Source organism: Micromonospora sp. NPDC002717, from assembly GCF_040295705.1.
GTDB lineage: Bacteria > Actinomycetota > Actinomycetes > Mycobacteriales > Micromonosporaceae > Micromonospora.
In genome coordinates this window covers 47,297-68,394 of the sequence record NZ_JBEOVW010000027.1, presented here as the reverse complement: position 1 = coordinate 68,394, position 21,098 = coordinate 47,297, and the positions used below count along the sequence as shown (strand labels likewise).

At 74.0% G+C, this 21,098-nt stretch carries 20 protein-coding genes; 10 read left to right on the top strand and 10 right to left on the bottom strand.

The window, feature by feature from the left end:
• Window positions 1-125 precede the first annotated feature (125 nt).
• Both ABT006_RS28670 and ABT006_RS28665 read right to left on the bottom strand, forming a co-directional pair.
• Entirely contained in the window at window positions 126-1,793 is a 1,668-nt protein-coding gene (locus ABT006_RS28670; RefSeq protein ID WP_350711428.1) for a right-handed parallel beta-helix repeat-containing protein, read from the bottom strand.
• Window positions 1,794-2,089: 296 nt separating this feature from the next.
• On the bottom strand, window positions 2,090-3,571 hold the full coding sequence (locus tag ABT006_RS28665) for an aminopeptidase P family protein (protein ID WP_350711427.1): 1,482 nt from the start codon (window positions 3,569-3,571) through the stop codon (window positions 2,090-2,092).
• A gap of 234 nt (window positions 3,572-3,805) precedes the next feature.
• On the opposite strand from ABT006_RS28665, the gene asnB reads away from it, so the two are divergent.
• A complete protein-coding gene (gene asnB, locus ABT006_RS28660) occupies window positions 3,806-5,767 on the top strand; it encodes an asparagine synthase (glutamine-hydrolyzing) (RefSeq protein ID WP_350711425.1) in 1,962 nt (653 codons plus the stop codon).
• A gap of 171 nt (window positions 5,768-5,938) precedes the next feature.
• Here the strand turns inward: asnB and ABT006_RS28655 are convergent, their stop codons facing one another.
• Window positions 5,939-6,313 carry a nuclear transport factor 2 family protein gene (locus tag ABT006_RS28655; protein ID WP_350711423.1) on the bottom strand — a complete coding sequence of 125 codons (375 nt, stop codon included), beginning with the start codon at window positions 6,311-6,313 and terminating at the stop codon, window positions 5,939-5,941.
• 64 nt (window positions 6,314-6,377) lie between these two features.
• Here ABT006_RS28655 and ABT006_RS28650 point away from each other — a divergent pair, with 64 nt between their 5' ends.
• Window positions 6,378-7,313 carry a PfkB family carbohydrate kinase gene (locus tag ABT006_RS28650; protein ID WP_350711421.1) on the top strand — a complete coding sequence of 312 codons (936 nt, stop codon included), beginning with the start codon at window positions 6,378-6,380 and terminating at the stop codon, window positions 7,311-7,313.
• A gap of 134 nt (window positions 7,314-7,447) precedes the next feature.
• On the opposite strand, the gene ABT006_RS28645 is transcribed toward ABT006_RS28650, so the two are convergent.
• Both ABT006_RS28645 and ABT006_RS28640 read right to left on the bottom strand, forming a co-directional pair.
• The gene (locus ABT006_RS28645; protein ID WP_350711419.1) at window positions 7,448-8,278 is read right to left on the bottom strand and encodes an MBL fold metallo-hydrolase; all 831 of its coding nucleotides are present in this window, start codon (window positions 8,276-8,278) and stop codon (window positions 7,448-7,450) included.
• Window positions 8,275-8,679, bottom strand: coding sequence for a thioesterase family protein (locus tag ABT006_RS28640; protein ID WP_350711417.1), 405 nt, complete (start codon window positions 8,677-8,679; stop codon window positions 8,275-8,277). The genes ABT006_RS28645 and ABT006_RS28640 overlap by 4 nt, the downstream gene beginning before the upstream one ends.
• A 240-nt stretch (window positions 8,680-8,919) precedes the next feature.
• On the opposite strand from ABT006_RS28640, the gene ABT006_RS28635 reads away from it, so the two are divergent.
• Window positions 8,920-9,951, top strand: coding sequence for a phosphatase PAP2 family protein (locus ABT006_RS28635; RefSeq protein ID WP_350711415.1), 1,032 nt, complete (start codon window positions 8,920-8,922; stop codon window positions 9,949-9,951).
• Window positions 9,952-9,970: 19 nt separating this feature from the next.
• Here the strand turns inward: ABT006_RS28635 and ABT006_RS28630 are convergent, their stop codons facing one another.
• From ABT006_RS28630 to ABT006_RS28620, 3 genes are all read right to left on the bottom strand, one after another.
• Window positions 9,971-11,515, bottom strand: a complete 1,545-nt coding sequence (locus tag ABT006_RS28630; protein WP_502891036.1) for a PH domain-containing protein — start codon at window positions 11,513-11,515, stop codon at window positions 9,971-9,973.
• Window positions 11,516-11,586: 71 nt separating this feature from the next.
• On the bottom strand, window positions 11,587-12,126 hold the full coding sequence (locus ABT006_RS28625; protein WP_350711411.1) for a PH domain-containing protein: 540 nt from the start codon (window positions 12,124-12,126) through the stop codon (window positions 11,587-11,589).
• Window positions 12,127-12,148: 22 nt separating this feature from the next.
• Window positions 12,149-12,379, bottom strand: a complete 231-nt coding sequence (locus ABT006_RS28620) for a hypothetical protein (protein WP_350711409.1) — start codon at window positions 12,377-12,379, stop codon at window positions 12,149-12,151.
• Between the two features lie 279 nt (window positions 12,380-12,658).
• On the opposite strand from ABT006_RS28620, the gene ABT006_RS28615 reads away from it, so the two are divergent.
• Genes ABT006_RS28615 through ABT006_RS28605 form a run of 3 tightly spaced genes read left to right on the top strand, consistent with a single transcriptional unit; the run spans window position 12,659 to window position 15,695 of the window.
• On the top strand, window positions 12,659-13,765 hold the full coding sequence (locus ABT006_RS28615; protein WP_350684013.1) for an AAA family ATPase: 1,107 nt from the start codon (window positions 12,659-12,661) through the stop codon (window positions 13,763-13,765).
• The gene (locus ABT006_RS28610) at window positions 13,744-14,748 is read left to right on the top strand and encodes a DUF58 domain-containing protein (RefSeq protein ID WP_350711407.1); all 1,005 of its coding nucleotides are present in this window, start codon (window positions 13,744-13,746) and stop codon (window positions 14,746-14,748) included. The genes ABT006_RS28615 and ABT006_RS28610 overlap by 22 nt, the downstream gene beginning before the upstream one ends.
• The gene (locus tag ABT006_RS28605; RefSeq protein ID WP_350711405.1) at window positions 14,745-15,695 is read left to right on the top strand and encodes a VWA domain-containing protein; all 951 of its coding nucleotides are present in this window, start codon (window positions 14,745-14,747) and stop codon (window positions 15,693-15,695) included. Before ABT006_RS28610 ends, ABT006_RS28605 begins: the two co-directional genes overlap by 4 nt.
• A 188-nt stretch (window positions 15,696-15,883) precedes the next feature.
• Here the strand turns inward: ABT006_RS28605 and ABT006_RS28600 are convergent, their stop codons facing one another.
• Entirely contained in the window at window positions 15,884-16,036 is a 153-nt protein-coding gene (locus tag ABT006_RS28600; protein ID WP_350711404.1) for a hypothetical protein, read from the bottom strand.
• Between the two features lie 576 nt (window positions 16,037-16,612).
• Here ABT006_RS28600 and fabG point away from each other — a divergent pair.
• The 4 genes from fabG (at window position 16,613) to ABT006_RS28580 (ending at window position 20,185) form a co-directional block, all read left to right on the top strand.
• A complete protein-coding gene (fabG, locus tag ABT006_RS28595; protein WP_350711402.1) occupies window positions 16,613-17,317 on the top strand; it encodes a 3-oxoacyl-ACP reductase FabG in 705 nt (234 codons plus the stop codon).
• A 35-nt stretch (window positions 17,318-17,352) separates the two neighbouring features.
• Complete coding sequence (gene fabI / locus ABT006_RS28590; RefSeq protein WP_350711400.1) at window positions 17,353-18,120, top strand: enoyl-ACP reductase FabI; 768 nt, start codon at window positions 17,353-17,355, stop codon at window positions 18,118-18,120.
• 108 nt (window positions 18,121-18,228) lie between these two features.
• Window positions 18,229-19,287 (top strand): ferrochelatase, encoded by a 1,059-nt coding sequence (locus ABT006_RS28585; protein WP_350711398.1) that lies wholly within the window; start codon window positions 18,229-18,231, stop codon window positions 19,285-19,287.
• A gap of 118 nt (window positions 19,288-19,405) precedes the next feature.
• A complete protein-coding gene (locus ABT006_RS28580) occupies window positions 19,406-20,185 on the top strand; it encodes an HAD-IIA family hydrolase (RefSeq protein WP_350711397.1) in 780 nt (259 codons plus the stop codon).
• A 78-nt stretch (window positions 20,186-20,263) separates the two neighbouring features.
• On the opposite strand, the gene ABT006_RS28575 is transcribed toward ABT006_RS28580, so the two are convergent.
• Entirely contained in the window at window positions 20,264-21,058 is a 795-nt protein-coding gene (locus tag ABT006_RS28575) for an Rv1486c family protein (RefSeq protein WP_350711395.1), read from the bottom strand.
• Window positions 21,059-21,098: the final 40 nt, after the last annotated feature.

Below are 21,098 nucleotides of genomic sequence, written 5' to 3'. Positions count from 1 at the left end.
TCGACGCAGACCGTCCAGATCGGCGCGGGAACGGTCAAGAGGGCCCAGGCGGATGGGCGAGGGCTCCTCCGGGCCGCCGGGGCGGCGCGGAGGAGCCCTCGCTATGTGGTGGTGCGGTCCGGTTTTCAGCCGAAGCAGCGGTCCGGGATGACCGGGCTGCCCTGGCAGTTCGTCGGCCGGTTGTCGGTGACGGCCGACTTCCGGTCGATGAAGACGCGGTTGTTGTTGGTCCAGATGCCGCCCGGCGGCTCGGTGGCGACGTTGTGCGCCACCTTCGTCCCGACCAGTCTCGTCGTGCCGAAGTCGTTCACGATGCCGCCGCCCACCGCGCCCGGGCTGACCGCCTGGTTCGCCACGACCTCGGTGTCCCGCAGGACGGTGGTGGCGAAGTCGTCGGTGTAGACGCCACCGCCACCGAACCCCTCGGCGACGTTCTCCCTGATCACGCTGTTCTCGATCACGGCGTGGGAGTCCCTGCCGACCCCGACGCCGCCGCCTTCGCCCTCGGTGTGGTTGTTCGCCACCACGACGTGCTCCAGGCTCAGCCTGCTGTCGTGGAGGGCGATCACGCCACCGACGTCCGTGCGGCCGACGTTGTCGGTGATGTGGCTCTGCGTGATCGTGGTCTCGCCGTCGTTGTCGAAGACGCCCCCGCCGAGGCCGGCGGTCCGGTTGTGGCTGATCGTGCTCTTCCACACCCAGACGGTGCCGCCGTCGGCCGTGCTGCCGCTCGCACTCGTGCCGTTGGCGATGCCGCCGCCGCCCAGCCCGGCGCTGTTGTACGTCACCTTCGACTCCTCGAGCCGCAGCACCCCGACGTTGAAGATGCCGCCGCCGAAGCCGTCGGCGCTGTTGTTCTCCACCGACGTGTGGCGGATGTTCGTGGTGCCGAAGTTGGCGATCCCCCCGCCGTTCCCGCCCGCCTGGTTCTGCTTGAACGTGCTGTGCTCGATGTCGGCATGGCCGCCTCGCTGGACGAGGAGGCCCGCTCCGTCGGCGCTGACCACCCCGGGCGCGGCCGTCGCCGTGCCGTCGGCCTGCACCTCCGCCGTGGCCGGCTCGGCGAGAGTGGCCGGCGTCCCCGGTGCGGCTGCCGACGGCGTGGGCGCCGCCATCGCCGGCCGGGCCGGGGTCGCAGCGGCAGGGGTCGAGCCCGACAGCCCGAACGTCGCCACGGGCGGTGGCGGCGGGGCCATCTTGCGGGCGACGGTCTGTCCGCCCTTGATGGTCACGTTCTTCAGCGTCAGGTGGCCACTGCTGCCGACGTTCAGGATCCGGAAGCGCTCGGTGTCGGCCGCCCGGACGATCTTGGTGTCGTCGCCCTTGAGGACGATCGGTTGTTTGATCACCGGCAGGCCGTTGCCGTGCTCGCTGCGGGTCAGCTCGTAGGTGCAGTGCTTGGCGAGCCTCAGCGTCGCGCCGTCCTTCTTGTTGGCGTCCGTGATCGCCTGGATGAGCTTGTCGGTGTCGCAGGGCACCTCCTTCTCCCGGTCGTCGTGCTTCCGGTCGCCCTGGCCGCTCCAGTCGTCCTCGCCCTGGCCGGTCTTCTCGCCGCCGGCCTCGTCGGCCTTGCCGGCGTCGCTGACGTTCTGCCTGGGTGCCGTCGACCGCGCGTCGGAGAGCCGGTCGGTGTCGCCGGACTTGTCGTCACTGGAGGCCAGGCCACCCAGCGCCGCCAGGCCGACGACGCCGGTCAGCCCGGCCACGCCGGCGGCAACCCAGAGCTTGCGCCGCCCCCGCGTCGGTGTGCCCGCGGGCGGGCCACCGTCAGGTGTCGTTACGTCATCGGACATCAGAGCCTTCCGCCCTTTCCTGCTACCAAGGGGGCCGCACCGCCCGAAGCGGAGCGACCAGCTACAAATAGGTTGCAGCCTCTGATGACCACCGTATGAGAAGGATCCTCGCGAGAAGGACGTATCTGAAAAAAGCCCACATTCGCCTCGGATCCGGCAGGGAACGGGGGCAACCGGGTGGCCGGGTGAATTGGGCTCTGACCAGGGCAAAGGCCGACGGGCCCCGCCCACCGGAACGCGACGTCTAAACGTCGCGTGCCGGCGGGCGGGGCCCGTCGTGTGGTCGTACCCTCGGATCAGCCCGGCAGGCGCGGCCCCGCCTCGCGCTGCTCGGCCAGCCAGGTCTCCACCTCGTCGGCCCCGCGCGGCAGCCCGGCGGAGAGGTTGACCGCGCCCGTGGCGGTGACCAGGATGTCGTCCTCGATCCGCACGCCGATGCCGCGCAACTCCTCGGGGACCAGCTCGTCCTCCGGCTGGAAGTAGAGCCCCGGCTCGACGGTGAGCACGTAGCCCTCGCCCAGGACGCCGTCCCGGTACTTCTCCTTGCGGGCGTCGGAGCAGTCGTGCACGTCGATGCCGAGCATGTGGCCGAAACCGTGCAGCGTCCAGCGTCGGTAGATCGTCGACTTCTCGTCCATCGCCTCGTCCACGCTCACCGGGAGCAGGCCCAGGTCGGCCAGGCCCTCGGTGAGGGCCCGCATGCAGGTCAGGTGCACGTCGCGGAACCTGACCCCCGGCTTGATCACGTCGATGCCGGCCTGCTGCGCGGTGTGCACGACGTCGTAGACCTGGCGCTGCAACGGCGTGAACCGGCCGTTGACCGGCAGCACCCGCGTCACGTCGGCGGTGTAGAGGTTGCGGTTCTCCACGCCCATGTCCATCAGCAGCAGCTCACCCGGGCGGGTGGCGCCGTTGTTGTGCACCCAGTGCAGGATCGTCGCGTGCTCGCCCGCGCCGACGATCGAGCCGTAGCCGACGTCGTTGCCGTCGTGCCGGGCGCGCAGGGCGAACACCCCCTCCAGCAGGCGCTCGGAGACGCCCCGGTCCGCCGGCAGCACCCGGGCCACGTCCTCGAAGCCCCGCACGGTGGCGTCGATCGCGTCCTGGAGCTGGGCGATCTCCCACTCGTCCTTGACCAGCTTGTGCTCCGCGATCGTGACCGCCAGCTCCCAGTCGCGCGCCGGCTGGCCCTCCGCGCGGGGACCGTCGTACGGGCGCACGGCCGCGTCCACCCGCGCGTCGAAGCCGCGCAGCACGCGGGTACGCCCCGGCGCCAGGTCGGCCAGCGCCGCGTCCAGCTCGGTCAGGTCGGCGGTCGGCAGGCCCAGCTCGGTCGACTTCTCCGTCAGCGTGTGCCGCCGACCGACCCACAGCTCGCCGTGCCGGCTGCGGAAGAACTCGTCGTTCTGCCGGGACGACCGGGGCCGCATGTACAACGTGGCGTCGTGGCCGGATCCGTTCGGCCGCAGCACGAGCACGCTGTCCGGATCGTGGTCGCCCGTCAGGTAGGCGAAGTCGCTGCCCGGCCGGAACGGGTAGGTGGTGTCGTTGGCGCGTACCTTCTCGCCACCGGTCGGGATCACCAGGGTCTCGCCCGGGAACGCCGCCGAGAGCGCGGCACGGCGCTTGGCGTAGTTCGGCACCTCCGGCCGCGGGCCGACCGGCAGCGTGGTGTCGTGCCAGCCCTGCCGCATGAACGTCAGGAACGCCTCCGGGAACTCCGGGTCGTGCGACTCGGTGCCGTCCGCCGGCTTGTTGTCGGTGCGTTCCTCGGTCATGCTCCGCTCCCTCCGCGTCGTTGCTGGTCCTGACGGTACCCCGCGCCCTGTCGGCCCGGCCGTCCCGGTAGGCCCCACACCCGTGGGCAGCCGGGCCGTCCCGGTAGCCCCCACGCGCGTGGGCAGCCGGGCCTGCGTGTCGGCCCGCCCGCCCGCCGCCGGGTGCCCGCCTGGAGGGCGGGAGAGCCTGCGGTGCCGCGACGCCCGCCCGGGACGCGTGGAAAGATGACCACCATGTGCGGACTCCTGGCCTTCTTCAGCGCGCGCGGCGACGCCGCCGCCCACCGCGACAACATCGCCGGGGCGTTGGAATGCCTGCACCACCGCGGACCGGACGAGACCGGTGTCGAGGTGGTCGGCGACGCCTCCGGCCGGTACGCGGACGGGGTGTTCGCGCACAAGCGGCTGGCGATCATCGACGTGGCCTCCAGCCACGAGCCGCTGCCCTACGCGGGCGGGCGCTACCTGCTCACGTTCAACGGCGAGATCTACAACTACATCGAGCTGCGCGAGGAGCTGATCCGGAACTTCGGCGCCCAGTTCGCCACCGCCGGTGACGGCGAGGTGATCGTCGCCGGCTACCACTACTGGGGCGAGCAGGTGCTCACCCGGCTGCGGGGCATGTTCGCCTTCGTCATCTGGGACCGGCAGGAGCGGCGCGCGTTCGGCGGCCGGGACTACTTCGGCATCAAGCCGATGCACTACCTGGAGACCGCCGACGGCCTCTACCTCGCCTCGGAGAAGAAGGCGCTGCTGCCCTTCGCCCACTCCAGCTACCAGGGCGACGCCGGCATCGACACCGCGAACCTCAGCCACTACCTGACGCTGCAGTACGTGCCCGAGCCCGGCACCCTGCACAAGGGGATCAACCGGATCGGCTCGGGCGAGTACCTCACCTGGACCCCGGGCGGGCGGATCGACGTGCGGCGGTGGTACAGGCCGGTGTTCCGGCCCACCCCGGTCGCCGACGAGCAGCGGCTCTACCACGAGATCCGGGAGACGCTGCGGGAGAGCGTCCGGATGCACATGCGCTCCGACGTGCCGGTCGGCTCGTTCCTCTCCAGCGGCATCGACTCGACCGCCGTGGTGGCCCTGGCCCGCGAGTTCAACCCGAACATCCTCACCTTCACCGTCGGCTACGACGTCCCGGGCTACTCGGAGATCGACGTCGCCCAGGACTCGGCCCGGCACCTCGACGTGACCACCATCCCGACGAAGATCGGGCCGCAGGACATGATCGATGCGCTGCCGAAGATCGTCTGGCACCTGGACGACCCGGTGGCCGACCCGGCGCTGGTGCCCCTCTACTTCGTGGCCAAGAAGGCCGCCGAGCACGTCACCGTGGTGCTCTCCGGCGAGGGCGCCGACGAGTTCTTCGGCGGGTACACCATCTACCGCGAGCCGCTGTCGCTGAGTTCGGTCAACGGGCTGCCCGGCGGGGTGCAGAAGGGGCTGCGGGCCGTCTCCAAGGCGATCCCGCAGGGCGTCAAGGGCAAGAGCTTCCTGGAGCGCGGCACCACCCCGATCGAGGAGCGCTACTACGGCAACGCCCGGATGTTCACCGAGGAGGAGAAGCAGCACCTGCTGCGCCGCTACGACCCCTCCGTCCGCTACACCGACGTCACCGCGCCGATCTACGCGGAGTGCACCGAACTCGACGACGTGACCAAGATGCAGTACGTCGACCTCTACACCTGGCTGCGCGGCGACATCCTCGTCAAGGCCGACCGGATCTCGATGGCCCACTCGCTGGAGGTGCGGGTGCCGTTCCTGGACCGGGAGGTCTTCGACGTGGCGTCGCGGATCCCGGTCGACCTCAAGCTGCCGCCGCGCTCCGACGCCACCAAGTACGCGATGCGTCAGGCCCTCCAGGGCGTGGTGCCGCCGGCCATCGTCAACCGCAAGAAGCTCGGCTTCCCGACCCCCACCCGGGTCTGGCTGCGCGGCGAGATGTACGAGTGGGCCCGCTGGGTGCTGTCCAACTCCGGCGCGGGCGAGCTGATCGACCTGTCGTATGCGATGAGGCTGCTCGAGGAGCACAAGCGGGAGGAGGCCGACCACTCCCGCAAGGTGTGGACGGTGCTGATCTTCTGCATCTGGCACGCGATCTTCGTCGCCAAGACCCTCGACCCGGGCATCCAGCGCAACCAGTCCGCCCTGCTCACCAAGCCCGTGGTCGGCTCCATGGTCCGCTGACCCGGGCGCCTCGGGCGGCCTTGGCCCGCGCCGCAGTCCGCTCCCGCCCGTGTGGATCAAGGGGTTTGCGTCGCCGGACGCGTTCCCGGACGACGCAAACCCCTTGCTCACTTCCGGCGTGCGCCGACCCACCAGGCGGCGGGATGACGCGCGACAGCCCTTTTCCGGGTGTCAGTAACGCTCGGCGAGGTGCTCGCGGCCGGGCGGCGGCTCGTAGGCCTCCGGCCAGAACTCCGTGACCTCGCGGACGAGACCGGCGTCGTCGAAGTCGAAGAAGCTCGTGGCGGGAAGCTCCGCGCCCTCGTAGGCGCAGGTGATCCAGGTGGCGGCGTGTCGGCCGGAGGCGACTGCCCGGGTCACCGCGAGGTGCCAGCCGTCGGGGTACTCCCGGTTGAACCGCACGAACGATTCCCGGCCGACGATCCGCTCCCGGGTCTGCGGCAGGTGGTAGACCACGTCGTCGGCGAGCAGCCCGCCGAAGGTGTCCCAGTCCCTCGCCTCCAGCGCCGCCCAGTAGGCCAATACGGTGACTTCGGCGCTCGTCATGGCGCTACTGTGCCAGCCTGGTGCGACGAAATGCGGTGGGCGCGGGCACGGACGGAGGCCGGAGATGGGATACGCGGTGGTGCTCGGCGAGGCACTGGTCGACCTGCTCGACACCGAGTGCGACGGGGAGCCGGTCTACCGGCAGGCCATCGGCGGTGGGCCGCTGAACGTGGCGGTCGCCGTCGCCCGGCTCGGCGGCGCGGTGCAGTTCGTCGGGTCGCTCGGCGACGACGTCCTGGCCGGGCGGATCCGCGACTTCCTGAGCGGCGTCGGCGTCGGGCTGGCCGGCGCGGTCACGGTCCCCGCCCCGACCGCGTTGGCGGTGGCCACCTTCGCCGGCCCGGAGCCCGACTTCCGGTTCTACGGGCAGCCGCCCTCCTACGGCCTGCTCGGCCCCGACGACCTGGACGCCGACCTGGTCGCGGGCGCGGACGTGCTCTACTGCGGCTCGGTCGTGCTGCTCCAGCCGCCGGTGCTGGCCGCCGCGCGCCGGGCCTGGGCGCTGGCCGGCAGCCTGCGGGTCTTCGACCCCAACGTCCGCCACCGGCTGCTCGACGGGCCGGCGGCGCTGGCCGGGCTGCGGGAGGTGGTGGCCGAGTTCGCCGCCGGCGCCCACCTGGTCAAGCTGAGCGCCGCCGACGCCAAGCTGCTCTATCCGGGTGAGCCTGAGGAGGGGGTGGCGGCGTACCTGCGGGAGTTGGGCGCCGGGACCGCCGTGGTCACCCTGGGCGCCGCCGGCGCGGTGGTCGCCGCGGCCGGCGCCGATCCGGTACGCGTGCCCGCCCCGAAGGTCGACGCGGTGGACGCCACCGGCGCCGGTGACGCGGTGATGGGCGCGCTCGTCGCGGACCTGCTGGTCGACGGCGAGCCCACCGTTCCGGCGGGCTGGCATGATCGGGTGGCCTTCGCGCTGCGGGTCGCCGGTCTGGTCTGCGAGTCGCCCGGCGGCGCGACCGCCATGCCCACCCGCGCCGAGGTCCTCGACCGGTTCGCCCGCTGACCCCCCCTCACCCTCTTCTCCCCGCGATCTTGCACTTTGTGCCCGGGATCTGGGGGATATGCCGCTTCTGCCGGGGCGACAACTGCAAGATCTGCGGGTGCGGGTGCGGGTGCGGGTGCGGTGCGGGGGAGGGGTCAGGCGGTGCCGTCGAGTTCGGCGTAGCCGCGGCGGGCGGCGTGCAGGGCGGGCCGGGCGCCGAAGGGCGCCTCGGCGGCGACGCGCTCGGGCGGGGCGCCGCCGGTGTGCCCGGCGCGGATGAGCCAGGCCAGCTCGACGAGCTGCTCGTGCTGCGTGCGGACGAACGCGGCGTCCACCGGGTCGCCGTGCCCCGGCACGACGACGGTGGTCGGGGTGGTCATCCGGAGCAGCTCGGCCACCGTGTCCGGCCACTGCAACGGGTAGGACTCCTCGAAGGCGGGCGGCCCGCTCTGCTCCACCAGGTCCCCGGCGACCAGCACGTCGGCGTCCGGTACGTGGACCACCAGGTCACCGGCGGTGTGCCCGCGACCGGGGTGGCGCAGCACGACCCGCCGGCCGCCCACGTCGAGGACGGTCTCGTCGTGGACGGTGTGCGTCGGCGCCAGCAGCGCGGTGCCGGCCAGTTCCTCGGCCAGCGCGGGGTGCTCGTCGCGCATCTCCGCGTACGCCTCCCGGCGCAGCCGGTCCGCCTCCTCGCGCATCGCCTCGGCGGCCACCTCGTGCGCGTACACCGGGCGGGGTGGGTCGGCGGCGAGGGTGGCGTTGCCGAAACAGTGGTCGAAGTGGTGGTGGGTGTTGACCACGGTCCACGGGTGGGTGGTGACCGTCCGGGCGGCGGCGGCCAGCTCGGCGGCCTGCCCGGCGGTGGAGAGCGTGTCGACCAGCAGCGCGGCCCCGTCGCCGACGACGAGCGTGACGTTGACGTGCAGCAGCGGCTCGCGCAGCACGTGCACCCCGTCGGCGACCTGCACGAAGCGGCCGGTCACGACGACCGGGCCGCGCGTTCCACGAAGCGCTGCCGGTCGACCAGCACCCGCTCCACCCGGCCCTCGGCGACCGTCTCGTCGCCGTCGTGCACGCTCACCTCGAAGTGCAGCCGTCGCCCCTCGACCGCGGCCAGCCGGGCCTGCGCCACCACCGTCCGCCCCACCGGGGTGGCCGCGCGGTGGTCGAGCTCCACGCGGGTGCCGACCGTCGTCGACCCGCTGGGCATCCGGGGGGCGGTGGCCGCCACCGTGGCCGCCTCGGCGAGGGCGAGCACCCGGGGCGTGCCCAGCACCGGCACGTCCCCGGAGCCCACCGCCTGGGCGGTGTCCGTGTCGGCGACGGTCAGCTCCACCCGGGCGGTCAGGCCCGGCGTCAGGGCGGGCTCCGGCTGCTCCTGCATGGCCAAAGCCTAGACGAGGCGGGCCGGGGCCGGCGGGCGTCCGTGCCGCGCCGACGCTGCGTCGACTCGCGGTGACGGCCGGCCTGGCACTCGCCTCGATAGCGTTCACCGGTTCCGGGGGGAGCGCCGGTCCGAGGTTCGCGCGCCGTCCACCACCGGCCGACCACCCGCCGCGCCCCGGGCGGCGCGGCGGGTGGTCGGCGTCGGTCGATGCCGTCCGCGCCGTTAACCTTGACCGCGATGTCTGTCGCGACCGACCCCCAGCCCCCCGCCCGGACCGGCCCGCCCGCCTCGCCCGACGGCGGGCGTCGTCGCGTGGTCGCGATGACCGTCTGGGGGGTCGCCTTCGTCGCCGGCTGGCTCGGCATCGGCCTGCCGACCGACCCGGCGTACGCGTTCCTCTGGATCTGGGCGGCGACGGTCGCCTGGAACAGCAGCCGGCCGTGGCGCAGCCACCTGCGTTTCGCCCGGGACTGGGTGCCGGTGGTGCTGCTGCTCGCGGTCTACAACCTCTCCCGCGGCTTCGCCGACAACGGTGCGACCCCGCACGCGTACGAGCTGATCGTCGCCGACCGGGTCATGTTCGGCTGGGCGACCGGTGGCGAGGTGCCGACGGTCTGGCTCCAGCAGCACCTCTACCGGCCCGAGGTGCACTGGTGGGATGTCCTGGTCAGCTGGGTCTACTTCTCCCACTTCGTGGTGGCGCTGGCCGCCGCGGCGGTGCTCTGGCTGCGCGACCGGGGGCGCTGGGCGGCGTTCATGCGTCGCTGGGGTTTCCTGTGCGCCACCGGCCTCGTCACCTACTTCCTCTACCCGGCGGCCCCGCCCTGGTGGGCGGCGCAGAACGGGCTGCTGGAGGAGGTCGCGCGGATCTCCACCCGGGGCTGGAAGGCGTTCGGCATGCACGGTGCCGGCAACCTGCTCAACGCCGGGCAGATCGCCTCCAACCCGGTGGCCGCCATGCCGTCGCTGCACACCGCGTTCGCCCTGTTCGTGGTGTTGTTCTTCCTCCGGCAGACCCGTCGTCGCTGGTGGCCGCTGCTGTTGGCGTACCCGCTGGCGATGACCTTCACCCTGGTCTACAGCGGCGAGCACTACGTCATCGACGTGCTGGTCGGCTGGGCGTACGTCGGGATGACCTTCCTGGTGGTCGGCCTGGCGGAGCGCTGGTGGGCGGCCCGCCGGGCCCGCCGGGCCGTGGCGGAGGGCGACCCCGAGCCGACCGACCCGCCCGCGTCCGCCGAGCCGCCGGCGGTGCCGGCGACACGCTGAGCGCCGACGCGGGACGCGGTCAGCCGGCGTGCCGGGCGGCGCGCGCCCGGGCCGTCAGCTCCGCCGCCAGGGCCCACGCCTCGGCCAGGTCCCGGTCCCGCGCGGCCGCGCCGGCGCCGCCGGCCGTGTCGGCGTGCACCGTCGCCAGCCGCAGCCGCCGCTGCGCCGGCCCCTGCACCACCCGCACGCTCTGGATCCGGGCGTACGGCACGAGCGCCACCTGCCGCGTGAGCAGGCCGGACCGGACCGCGAAGACCCGGGCGTCGAGGCCGGCGCCGAGCACGCCCCGGCTCAGCGGGTTGAGCCAGCGGGCCCGCTCCGGCGGCGGGGTCAACGGCAGCGTGGTCAGGCGCACCCCGGGCAGCACCTCGGCCACGATCGCCTCGCCGGTCGGCAGGTCGCCCACGGGGAGCAGGCGGTCCGGCCGGTTGCGGTCGTCGCTCTCGCCGGCGGAGTAGCCGGCCACCTCCAGGCGCAGCCGCAGCCACCCCTTGACCCGCCACAGCAGCGGCCAGGTCGCCCCGACGGTCTGTACCCGGTCCAGCGGGACCGTCTGGGCGCGGGTCTCCAGCAGCCCGTTGCGGATCCGCAGCGTGCCCTCGTCCCGGGCGAGCCGGAAGCTCCAGTCGTCGAGCACCCGGCGCACCGGTTGCAGCAGTACACCGGCCATGGCGGTGAGGGTGCTCGCCACCGCGATGAACGACCACGAGTCCTCGGAGAGGAACTGCCCCAGCACGAACGCCACGCCGAACGGGATCATGAAGGCCTGCGGGGTCAGCAGCTGGCTGACCAGCAGGTCCTTGTTCGCGACGGTGTGCAGCGGCCGGCCGGGCGGCGCGGGCGCCTCGACCGGGCCCGCCCCGGTCGCCGCCGTCGCCCCGGCCGGCGCCGGCGCGGTCTGGCCGGCGGCCGCCCGCCCGGCGAGGGCGAGCAGCCGCGAACGCAGCGCGGTCGCGTCGGCGACGCTCAGGTATGCCAGCGGCGCCTCGGTCTTGCCGCCGCCGACCACCTCCAGCCGCAGCTCGGCCAGGCCGGTGAGCTGGGCGAGCAGCGGGCGGACCACCTCGACGGCCTGGAGCCGCTCCAGCGGGATCGCCCGGGTGCGCCGCCAGAGGAGCCCCTCGTGCACCCGAAGTTCGCGGCCGACCACGTGGTAGCCGGTGTGGTACCAGCTGACGACCGCGAGCACGGTGGCGCCCAGGGCCAGCACGACCGCCATCAGGGCGAACCAGCCGAAGCCGACCCGGGAGAGGGTCGACCAGGACAGGCCGGCGATCACCACGACCAGCGACTTGGCCCCGTGCAGCGCGGGGCTGAGCGGGTGCAGCCGCTGCCGGGGCTCGGCGTGCTCCGGCGCCGTACCACCCGGCACCGGTCCGGCGACCGGGGGAGGCGCCGGCGGGCCGGGCGGTGGGGGCGGGGCGTCCGGCGCCGGCACCGTGCCCGGCCCGGCCGGCGGGCCCGCGAGTCCGTGCGGGATGTCCGGCGCGGGGCCGGCGGGCGGGGGCGGGGCGTCCGGCGCCGGTCCGGGTGCCGTGGCAGGGCCCTGCGCGGCGGGTGGCATCGCCGCCGGCCGGAGGCCGGGCTCCACCCGGGTCGGCTCGGTCCGGTCCGTCGCGCGGCCGGCCGGGTCGCTCACAGCCCCTCCGCCCGGTCCTCGCCGAGCGCGGTGAGCCGGTCGCGCAGCCGGGACGCCTCCGCGGGGCGCAGCCCCGGCACGCGGGCGTCGCTGGCCGCCGCGGCCGTGTGCAACTGGACGGTGGCCAGGTTGAACGCCCGCTCCAGCGGTCCGGCGCTGACGTCCACGAACTGCATCCGCGAGTACGGCACGATGGAGAGCCGCCGCACCAGCAGGCCGTGCCGGACCAGCAGGTCGTCCTCCCGCTCGGCGTACCCCCAGGCCCGTACGGCGCGGACGATGGTCACGACCCGCAGGGCGCCCAGCAGCAGCACCGCGCCGCCCGCCGCGCCGAACGGCCAGGCCCCGCTGAGCGCCCAGCCGACGCCCAGCCCGAGCAGGACGACGACCAGCACCGTCGCGAGCCGGAGCAGCTCCACCCAGATCAGGTCGGGTGAGATCGGCTGCCAGCGGACGGTGTCCGGCCACGGCTCCAGGGGGCCCGCCGGAGGGCGGGGCGGTGCCGGCGGCGGGCCGGCGAATCCGTCACCGCTCACCGGGGGAATCCGTTGTGCGCGCTCACCCTTCGAGCGTAGGCGATCCGACCACCGGTACGACCTCCCGCAGGAACCCGCGGGCGTCCAGAAAGTCGCCGAGGGAGGAGCGGTGCTCGGCGCAGGCCAGCCAGGTCTTGCGCCGGTCGGTGTCGTGCAGCCGGGGGTTGTTCCACCGCAGCGCCCACCGGGCGGGGGCACGACAGCCGCGGGACGAGCAGATCAGCGGCTCGTCGGCGGGAAGGGGCTCGCTCATCCCGCCCAGTCTAGGGCGGCGGGAGGGCCGAAGATTGAGCGCCGGGCGGCCACGGGGGGAGCCGCCCGGCGACGGGGTGAATCGTACACACGCCGGGGCCGTCCGTGTCCACCCGTGAACGGCGATTCCGCGACGTGGGACGGCGTGGGCAGGCCGGCGATCCGGCGACTCGGGACGGCGCGGCGATAATCGGGTTCTCCCCACCTCGGCACTCAGCCGGGCATGCGAGTCTTGATACGCACCACGCCGCACGACAACCGATCATGCTGTGGAGGACCGGTGGCCCAGCCGACCACGCCCGACGCCCCGACGCCCAACGGGACGGGCCCGCAGACACCCGCGCCGGTGACCACGCCGGCCGAGGACGCGACCCTGCTGGAGCGGGCGCTGTTCGAGATCAAGCGGGTGATCGTCGGGCAGGACCGGATGGTGGAGCGGATGTTCGTCGCGCTGCTCGCCCGGGGCCACTGCCTGCTGGAGGGTGTCCCGGGGGTGGCCAAGACGCTCGCCGTGGAGACGCTCGCCAGGGTCGTCGGCGGCTCCTTCGCCCGGGTGCAGTTCACCCCGGACCTGGTGCCGGCCGACATCATGGGCACCCGCATCTACCGGCAGTCGAGCGAGAAGTTCGACGTCGAGCTGGGCCCGGTCTTCGTCAACTTCCTGCTCGCCGACGAGATCAACCGGGCGCCGGCCAAGGTGCAGTCGGCGCTGCTGGAGGTGATGAGCGAGCGGCAGGTCTCGATCGGCGGCGAGACGCACCGGGTGCCCAACCCGTTCCTGGTGATGGCGACGCAGAACCCGATCGAGCAGGAGGGGGTCTATCCGCTGCCCGAGGCGCAGCGGGACCGCTTCCTGATGAAGATCCTCGTCGGCTACCCGACCGACGCCGAGGAGCGGGAGATCGTCTACCGGATGGGGGTCGCCCCGCCGGAGCCGGCGCCGGTGTTCACCACCGCCGACCTGGTCGCCCTCCAGCACAAGGCGGACCAGGTCTTCGTGCACAACGCCCTGGTCGACTACGCGGTCCGGCTGGTGCTGGCCACGCGCGCCCCGGCGGAGCACGGGATGCCGGACGTCGCCCAGCTCATCCAGTACGGCGCCAGCCCGCGCGCCTCGCTCGGCCTGGTCCGGGCGACCCGCGCGCTGGCGCTGCTGCGGGGCCGGGACTACGCCCTGCCGCAGGACGTGCAGGACATCGCGCCGGACATCCTGCGTCACCGGCTGGTGCTCAGCTACGACGCGCTCGCCGACGACGTGCCCGCCGACCACGTCGTGCACCGGGTGATGTCCACCATCCCGCTGCCCTCGGTCGCGCCCCGTCAGCAGGCCACACCGACGCCGACCGCCGCGCCGCCGGGCGCCGGTTGGCCCGGGCAGCGGCCGTGACCTCACCCGTCCGGCGGCCCGCCGACACCCCCTCGGACCGCACCGAAGCCGTCCTGTCGCGGCTGCAACTGCTGGTCACCCGCAAACTCGACGGCCTGCTCCAGGGCGACTACGCCGGTCTGCTGCCGGGCCCGGGCAGTGAGGCGGGGGAGTCCCGCGAGTACCGCCCCGGCGACGACGTACGCCGGATGGACTGGCCGGTCACCGCCCGCACGACGATGCCGCACGTGCGGCGTACGGTGGCCGACCGCGAACTGGAGACGTGGCTGGCGGTGGACCTCTCGGCCAGCCTGGACTTCGGCACCGGCCGGTGGCTCAAGCGCGACGTCGTGGTGGCGGCCGCGGCGGCGCTGACCCACCTGACCGTGCGCGGCGGCAACCGGATCGGCGCCGTGATCGGCAGCGGTGGCGGCACGAGCGCCCCGGCGCGCCGGTGGCGGAGCGCGCCGCCGGTACCCGGTCCGGACGTGTTCACCCGGGTGCCCGCCCGCTCCGGCCGCAAGGAGGCCCAGGCGTTGCTGCGGGCGATCGCCGGCACCGAGATCCGTCCGGGGCGCAGCGACCTGGGCACGCTGGTCGACATGCTCAACCGGCCGCCCCGGCGGCGCGGGGTGGCGGTGGTCATCTCCGACTTCCTCGCCCCGACCGACCGCTGGGCCCGGCCGCTGCGCAAGCTGCGCGTACGGCACGACCTGCTGGCGATCGAGGTGGTCGACCCCCGGGAGCTGGAGCTGCCCGACGTCGGGGTGCTGCCGGTGGTCGACCCGGAGACCGGCGGGCTGCACGAGGTGCAGACCGCCGACCCGCTGCTGCGGCACCGCTACGCCGAGGCGGCGACCGCCCAGCGGGCGGAGATCTCCGCCGCGCTGCGCGGCGCGGGCGCGGCCCACCTGCGGCTGCGTACGGACCGAGACTGGCTGCTCGACATGGTGCGCTTCGTGGCCGCGCAGCGGCACGCCCGCACCAGGGGGACGACACGATGATTCGTTTTCTGCAACCGTGGTGGCTGCTCGCCGTGCTGCCGGTGCTGGCCCTGGCCGCGCTCTACGTCTGGCGGCAGCGCAACCGCCGGGCGTACGCGATGCGGTTCACCAACGTGGACCTGCTGCGCACCCTGGCGCCGAAGGGGCTGGGCTGGCGTCGGCACGTGCCGGCGACCGCGTTCCTGCTCTGCCTGCTGGTGCTGGCGACCGCGTTGGCCCGGCCGGCGGTCGACACCCGGGAGCCGCTGGAGCGGGCCACCGTGATGCTGGCCATCGACGTGTCGCTGTCCATGCAGGCCGACGACGTGGCGCCGAACCGGCTGGAGGCGGCGCAGGAGGCGGCCAAGCAGTTCGTCGGCGAGCTGCCGGAGAGCTACAACCTGGGGCTGGTCTCGTTCGCCAAGGCGGCGAACGTGCTGGTGCCGCCGACCAAGGACCGGGAGGCGGTGACCAGCGCGATCGACGGGCTGGTGCTGGCCGAGGCGACGGCGACCGGGGAGGCGGTCTTCACCTGCCTGGAGGCGATCCGGTCGGTGCCGGCCGACGGCGCGGCGGAGATCCCGCCGGCCCGCATCGTGCTGCTCTCCGACGGCTACCGCACCTCGGGGCGGTCGGTGGAGGAGGCGGCCTCGGCGGCGCAGGCGGCCAACGTGCCGGTCTCCACGATCGCCTTCGGCACCGACTCGGGGCAGGTGGACATCGGCGGGCAGTTGCAGCGGGTGCCGGTGGACCGGCTGGCCCTGGCCGACCTGGCCGAGGCCACGGAGGGCTACTTCTACGAGGCGGCCTCGGTCAGCGAGTTGAAGCAGGTCTACCAGGACATGGGCAGCTCGATCGGGTTCCGGACGGAGCCCCGCGAGGTCACCCAGTGGTACGCGGGCGTGGCCCTGCTGCTGGCGCTGTGCGCCGGCGCGCTCAGCCTGCTGTGGTCCTCCCGCATGCTCTGACACCCGGGACGCCGGCGGCGGGCGGTCGACGCCCGCCGCCGGCGCGAACGACGACTCTGCCGGTGGCCACGCCGCACGCCGAGGACGACGGGCGGCACCGGGTGGTCGCGCCGGCACCGACGAGGACGACGGGCGGCGGGTGGCCGGTGCCGACCGCCGGGGCGGACGACCCCGGCCGGCGGCGGGTGTCAGTGGCCGGCGAGGACGAAGATGACGGCCACCCAGACGGCGGCGAGGGTGAAGCCCAGCGGGGCGACGTAGCGGCTCATGGACGGCTCCGGGTGGCGACTGGACGGTCCGCGAGCGGGGAGCGGACCACAGGGGTGGATCAGGACGCGCACACAGAAGTCGTGACCGGGGGCGGCTCCCGGCGGGCGGCACGGCGCGGTCACCCGGCGTGGGGCCGGAGACCGGGCGGGCGCGGGGAGCGAAGCTGGGTCAGCTCACCTGCTGAGTCGTGGCTCAGCGGGGCTGACGGACGGCCCGGCCACGACTCGGAGGATCGCTATCTCGCACAGCGATCACCTCCTGCGGTCGGCGGGGCCCGGAACGCGGGCCGCGATCGGCCCGCAAACGCGGATGATCGTACACCCGCCGGCGTCCGCTGCCGCACTCGGCCCATCGGCTCCGGTCGACCGCCCGTCCGGCTCGGGCCGCCGCCGTCGCCGCCCTCACGCGGGGGCGGCGACTGTCTGCCGGCGGTCCGCCCACAGGGCTCCACCGCGCGGACCCGCTCCCGGCGGCACCCGGCTGGCGCACGAGCGCGACCCGCTCGACGACGGCGAGCGGCGCGACGCGGCCGGGGACGGGCGATCCGTGCGTCGTGACCCGGCCTGACGTGCCCGCCGTTAGCGCTTACCTGCCGGTAACGCCTAGGCTCCGACCGACCGGGAGATCACTGAACAGAGGGGGGACCCGTGGCCCGTACCGTCCTGGTGACCGGCGGCAACCGGGGGATCGGCCTGGCGATCGCGCAGGCCTTCGCCAAGCAGGGCGACCGGGTGGCGGTGACCCACCGCAGCGGCGACGCCCCCGAGGGGCTGTTCGGGGTGCGCTGCGACGTCACCGACTCCGACTCGGTCGACGCGGCCTTCACCGCCATCGAGGCCGAGCTGGGGCCGGTCGAGGTGCTGGTCGCCAACGCCGGCATCACCGACGACACGCTGCTGATGCGCATGTCGGAGGAGCAGTTCACCCGCGTGCTGGACACCAACCTGACCGGCGCGTTCCGGTGCGCCAAGCGCGCCTCGACCAAGATGCTCCGCGCGAAGTGGGGCCGGATGATCTTCATCTCCTCGGTGGTCGGCCTCTACGGCGGCCCCGGCCAGGTCAACTACGCGGCGAGCAAGGCCGGACTGGTCGGCGTGGCCCGCTCCATCACCCGCGAGCTGGGCAGCCGCAACATCACCGCCAACGTGGTCGCGCCCGGCTACGTCGAGACCGACATGACCGCCGCGCTGCCCGAGGACCGCAAGACCGAGTACCGCAAGGTCATCCCCGCCGGCCGCTTCGCGCAGCCGGACGAGGTCGCGGGCGCGGTCACCTGGCTGGCCGGGGACGCCGCGGGCTACATCTCCGGCGCCGTCATCCCCGTCGACGGCGGCCTCGGCATGGGTCACTGACAGCGGTCACTGAAGAACTACGGAGGAATCCCTGTATGTCCGGACTGCTCGCCGGTAAGCGGCTGCTCGTCACCGGCGTCATCACCGACGCCTCGATCGCCTTCTCGGTGGCGAAGCTCGCCCAGGAGAACGGGGCGCAGGTCGTGCTCACCGGCTACGGCCGGCTGTCCCTGGTCGAGCGGATCGCCAAGCGGCTGCCCGAGCCGGCGCCGGTGATCGAGTTGGACGTGGCCAACGCCGAGCACCTCGCGGGGCTCGCCGACCGGGTGCGCGAGCACGTCGACGGGCTGGACGGGGTGGTGCACTCGATCGGCTTCGCCCCGCAGAGCTGCCTCGGCGGCGGCTTCCTCGACGCGCCCTGGGAGGACGTGGCGACCGCGCTGCAGGTCTCCACGTACTCGTACAAGTCGCTGGCCATGGCGGCGCTGCCGCTGATGTCCGCCGGCGGCGCGGTGGTCGGCCTGACCTTCGACGCGACCAAGGCGTGGCCCGTCTACGACTGGATGGGCGTGGCCAAGGCCGGGCTGGAGTCGGCCTCCCGCTACCTGGCGCTGCACCTGGGCAAGCAGGGCATCCGCAGCAACCTGGTCGCCGCCGGGCCGCTGCGCACCATCGCCGCCAAGTCGATCCCGGGCTTCGAGCAGTTCGAGGACGCCTGGACCGAGCGTGCGCCGCTGGGCTGGAGCCTCACCGACCAGGAGCCGGCCGCCCGGGCCTGCCTGGCGCTGCTGTCCGACTGGTTCCCGGCCACCACCGGCGAGATCGTCCACGTCGACGGCGGCTACCACGCCATCGGCGCCTGAGGCGTCAGGAGGCCCCTGCCGTCACCTCCGGTGAGGCAGAGGCCTCCTGACCGGGCAGGCGAGGGGCCCTTGCCCGGCGGGGACCGCCGACCGGGAAGAATGGCCCCCATGGCGTACGACGCGGTGGTCCTGGTGTCCTTCGGCGGGCCGGAGCGGCCCGAGGACGTGATGCCGTTCCTGCAGAACGTGACCCGGGGGCGGGGCGTGCCGCCGGAACGGCTGGCGGAGGTCGCCGAGCACTACCAGCACTTCGGCGGCGTCTCCCCGATCAACCAGCAGTGCCGCGAGCTGCTCGCGGCGATCCGGGAGGACTTCGCCGCCCACGGCCTCGACCTGCCCGTCTACTGGGGCAACCGGAACTGGGATCCGATGCTCGCCGACACCGTGGCGCGGATGCGCGACGACGGCGTCCGGCACGCCCTGGCGTTCGTCACCAGCGCCCTCGGCGGCTACTCCTCCTGCCGCCAGTACCAGGACGACATCGCCGCCGCCCGGGCGGCGGTCGGCCCGGACGCCCCGCTGATCGACAAGATCCGTCAGTTCTGGGACCATCCCGGGTTCGTCGAGCCGCACGTCGACGCGGTACGGGCGGCGCTGGCGCAGCTCGACCCGGCGAAGCGGGACAGCACCCGGCTGGTGTTCACCGCCCACTCGATCCCGAACTCGATGGCCGCCACCGCCGGCCCCCACGGCGGCCGGTACGAGGCGCAGCTCGCCGAGGTGGCCCGGCTGGTGCACGTGGCGGCCGCCCCGGACCTGCCCTGGGACCTGGTCTGGCAGAGCCGTTCCGGCCCGCCGCACGTGCCGTGGCTGGAGCCGGACGTGAACGACCACCTCGGCACGCTGGCCGAGGCCGGCACCACCGGCGTGGTGGTCAGTCCGATCGGGTTCGTCTCCGACCACCTGGAGGTGGTGTGGGACCTCGACACCGAGGCGCGCCAGACGGCCAGGCAGCTCGGCCTGGACTTCGTCCGGGCCGCCACCCCGGGCACGGACCCGCGGTTCGTGGCGATGGTCCGCGAGCTGGTCCGGGAGCGGACCGAGCCGGACGGGGTGACCCTGCGCCGCCGACTCGGTGACCTGCCGATGTGGGACACCTGCCCGACGGTGTGCTGCGTCCCCGCCCGCCGTCCCGTCGCCCCGATCCCGGGGCGGCCCGGCTCCTGACCGCCGCCCCCGGCCTCGGCGGCCCGACTCGTGACGGCCGCCGACCACCCTGGAATCCCGACTCCTGACCGCCGCGCCGGCTCCGCCGGCGGCCCCGACACCCCTGGAACGAGTCAAGATGCAGGACCGCAAGCCGGTGGAGAGCTGGCTGACCGACATGGACGGCGTGCTGGTGCACGAGGGCCAGCCCGTGCCCGGCGCGCCGGAGTTCGTCTCCCGGCTGCGCGCCTCGGGCAAGCCGTTCCTGGTGCTCACGAACAACTCGATCTACACGCCGCGGGACCTGCAGGCCCGGCTGAGCCGGATGGGCCTCGACGTGCCGGAGCACGCCATCTGGTCGTCCGCGCTGGCCACCGCCCAGTTCCTGGCCGACCAGCGACCGGACGGCACCGCGTACGTGATCGGGGAGGCCGGGCTGACCACGGCGCTGCACGCGGTGGGCTACGTGCTGACCGACTACGCGCCGGACTACGTGGTGCTGGGGGAGACCCGCACCTACAGCTTCGAGGCGATCACCAAGGCCGTCCGGCTGATCAACGACGGGGCCCGGTTCATCTGCACGAACCCCGACGTGACCGGGCCGTCGGTGGAGGGCGCGCTGCCGGCCGCCGGTTCGGTCGCCGCGATGATCTCGAAGGCGACGGGGGTGGAGCCGTACTTCGTCGGCAAGCCCAACCCGATGATGATGCGCTCGGCGCTGAACACGATCAACGCGCACTCCGAGACGACCGCCATGATCGGCGACCGGATGGACACCGACATCCTCTGCGGGCTGGAGGCCGGCCTGGAGACGATCCTGGTGCTGACCGGGATCAGCAGCCGCGCCGAGGCGGAGCGCTACCCGTACCGCCCGTCGCGGATCGTCAACTCGGTGGCCGACCTGGTCGACGAGGTCTGACGCGCGGCCGCCGCGCGCCCGAGGCCGGCCACCCGCCCGCAGCGGTACGCCCGCCCGCAGCGGTACGCCCGCCCGGCGTCAGGGGCGCAGCGGGGCGTTGCAGGCGGCCACCAGGGCCTGCCGGCAGGCGGTGGTCAGCGGGCGCAGCGCGGCGTCGCGCTGCTGGGCCTCGTAGTTGTTGATCGCGCCGCCCGGCGCGGCGTGCCCGGCCAGGGCGAGCACCCGGTCGAGCACGGCGGCCCGGGCGAAGAGCCGCCGGGCCCGCGGGTCGAACCCGGGCGGCAGGTCGGTGGCGCCGTTGGGCCGGCGCAGTTCCTCCAGTGCCCCGGCCAGCTCGGGTCGCCACTGGGCGACGTCCAGCCGGGTCAGCGCGGCGGTGGTGTGGTGCAGGGCCGCCGCCAGCTCCGCCTCGGCCTCGGCCGCGCCGGGCAGCGCGAGCGACGCGGCCGGGGCGTCGGCCGGCAGCGGGTAGACCCGCCAGAGCACCGTCTCGAAGGTGTCGCCGGAGCCGGACGTGTGCGTGCGCACGCGCGGGATCAGGCCGAGGCTGCCCGCGACGACCGCCTCGCCGGCCAGCAGCGCCGCGCCGGCGAAGTCGCCCGGGCCGGGCAGCCCGCGCGGATCGCCCGGTGCGGGCAGCACCAGGCGGATCTCGTCCGGCGAGAGCTTCGCCAGGGTGGGCAGCGCCTGCGGCAGCGGGACGTCGGTCCAGGTGCCGGGCGCGTCCGCGACCAGGTGCTCCTCGTCGCCGGCGATGGCCTCGGCGACCTCGTCGAAGGGCACCAGCCCGGCGCGCCACGCGCGCACCCAGGCAACGAACCGGCTGGACCGGCGCGGCGCGAGAGTGGCCGCGCCCGCTGCGGGGGTGGACATGCCGAAAGGGTACGTGGTCATCGCCGCCCCTGTCTCGACT

What these genes read in the sequence shown, in the direction of transcription:
- ABT006_RS28605 (WP_350711405.1), top strand. Translation starts at nt 14,745, where the DNA reads ATGATTCGTTTTCTGCAACCGTGGTGGCTGCTCGCCGTGCTGCCGGTG.
- ABT006_RS28575 (WP_350711395.1), bottom strand. Translation starts at nt 21,058, where the DNA reads ATGTCCACCCCCGCAGCGGGCGCGGCCACTCTCGCGCCGCGCCGGTCC.
- ABT006_RS28635 (WP_350711415.1), top strand. Translation starts at nt 8,920, where the DNA reads ATGTCTGTCGCGACCGACCCCCAGCCCCCCGCCCGGACCGGCCCGCCC.
- asnB (WP_350711425.1), top strand. Translation starts at nt 3,806, where the DNA reads ATGTGCGGACTCCTGGCCTTCTTCAGCGCGCGCGGCGACGCCGCCGCC.
- ABT006_RS28585 (WP_350711398.1), top strand. Translation starts at nt 18,229, where the DNA reads ATGGCGTACGACGCGGTGGTCCTGGTGTCCTTCGGCGGGCCGGAGCGG.
- ABT006_RS28640 (WP_350711417.1), bottom strand. Translation starts at nt 8,679, where the DNA reads ATGCAGGAGCAGCCGGAGCCCGCCCTGACGCCGGGCCTGACCGCCCGG.
- ABT006_RS28655 (WP_350711423.1), bottom strand. Translation starts at nt 6,313, where the DNA reads ATGACGAGCGCCGAAGTCACCGTATTGGCCTACTGGGCGGCGCTGGAG.
- ABT006_RS28670 (WP_350711428.1), bottom strand. Translation starts at nt 1,793, where the DNA reads ATGTCCGATGACGTAACGACACCTGACGGTGGCCCGCCCGCGGGCACA.
- ABT006_RS28665 (WP_350711427.1), bottom strand. Translation starts at nt 3,571, where the DNA reads ATGACCGAGGAACGCACCGACAACAAGCCGGCGGACGGCACCGAGTCG.
- fabI (WP_350711400.1), top strand. Translation starts at nt 17,353, where the DNA reads ATGTCCGGACTGCTCGCCGGTAAGCGGCTGCTCGTCACCGGCGTCATC.
- ABT006_RS28580 (WP_350711397.1), top strand. Translation starts at nt 19,406, where the DNA reads ATGCAGGACCGCAAGCCGGTGGAGAGCTGGCTGACCGACATGGACGGC.
- ABT006_RS28620 (WP_350711409.1), bottom strand. Translation starts at nt 12,379, where the DNA reads ATGAGCGAGCCCCTTCCCGCCGACGAGCCGCTGATCTGCTCGTCCCGC.
- ABT006_RS28650 (WP_350711421.1), top strand. Translation starts at nt 6,378, where the DNA reads ATGGGATACGCGGTGGTGCTCGGCGAGGCACTGGTCGACCTGCTCGAC.
- ABT006_RS28630 (WP_502891036.1), bottom strand. Translation starts at nt 11,515, where the DNA reads ATGCCACCCGCCGCGCAGGGCCCTGCCACGGCACCCGGACCGGCGCCG.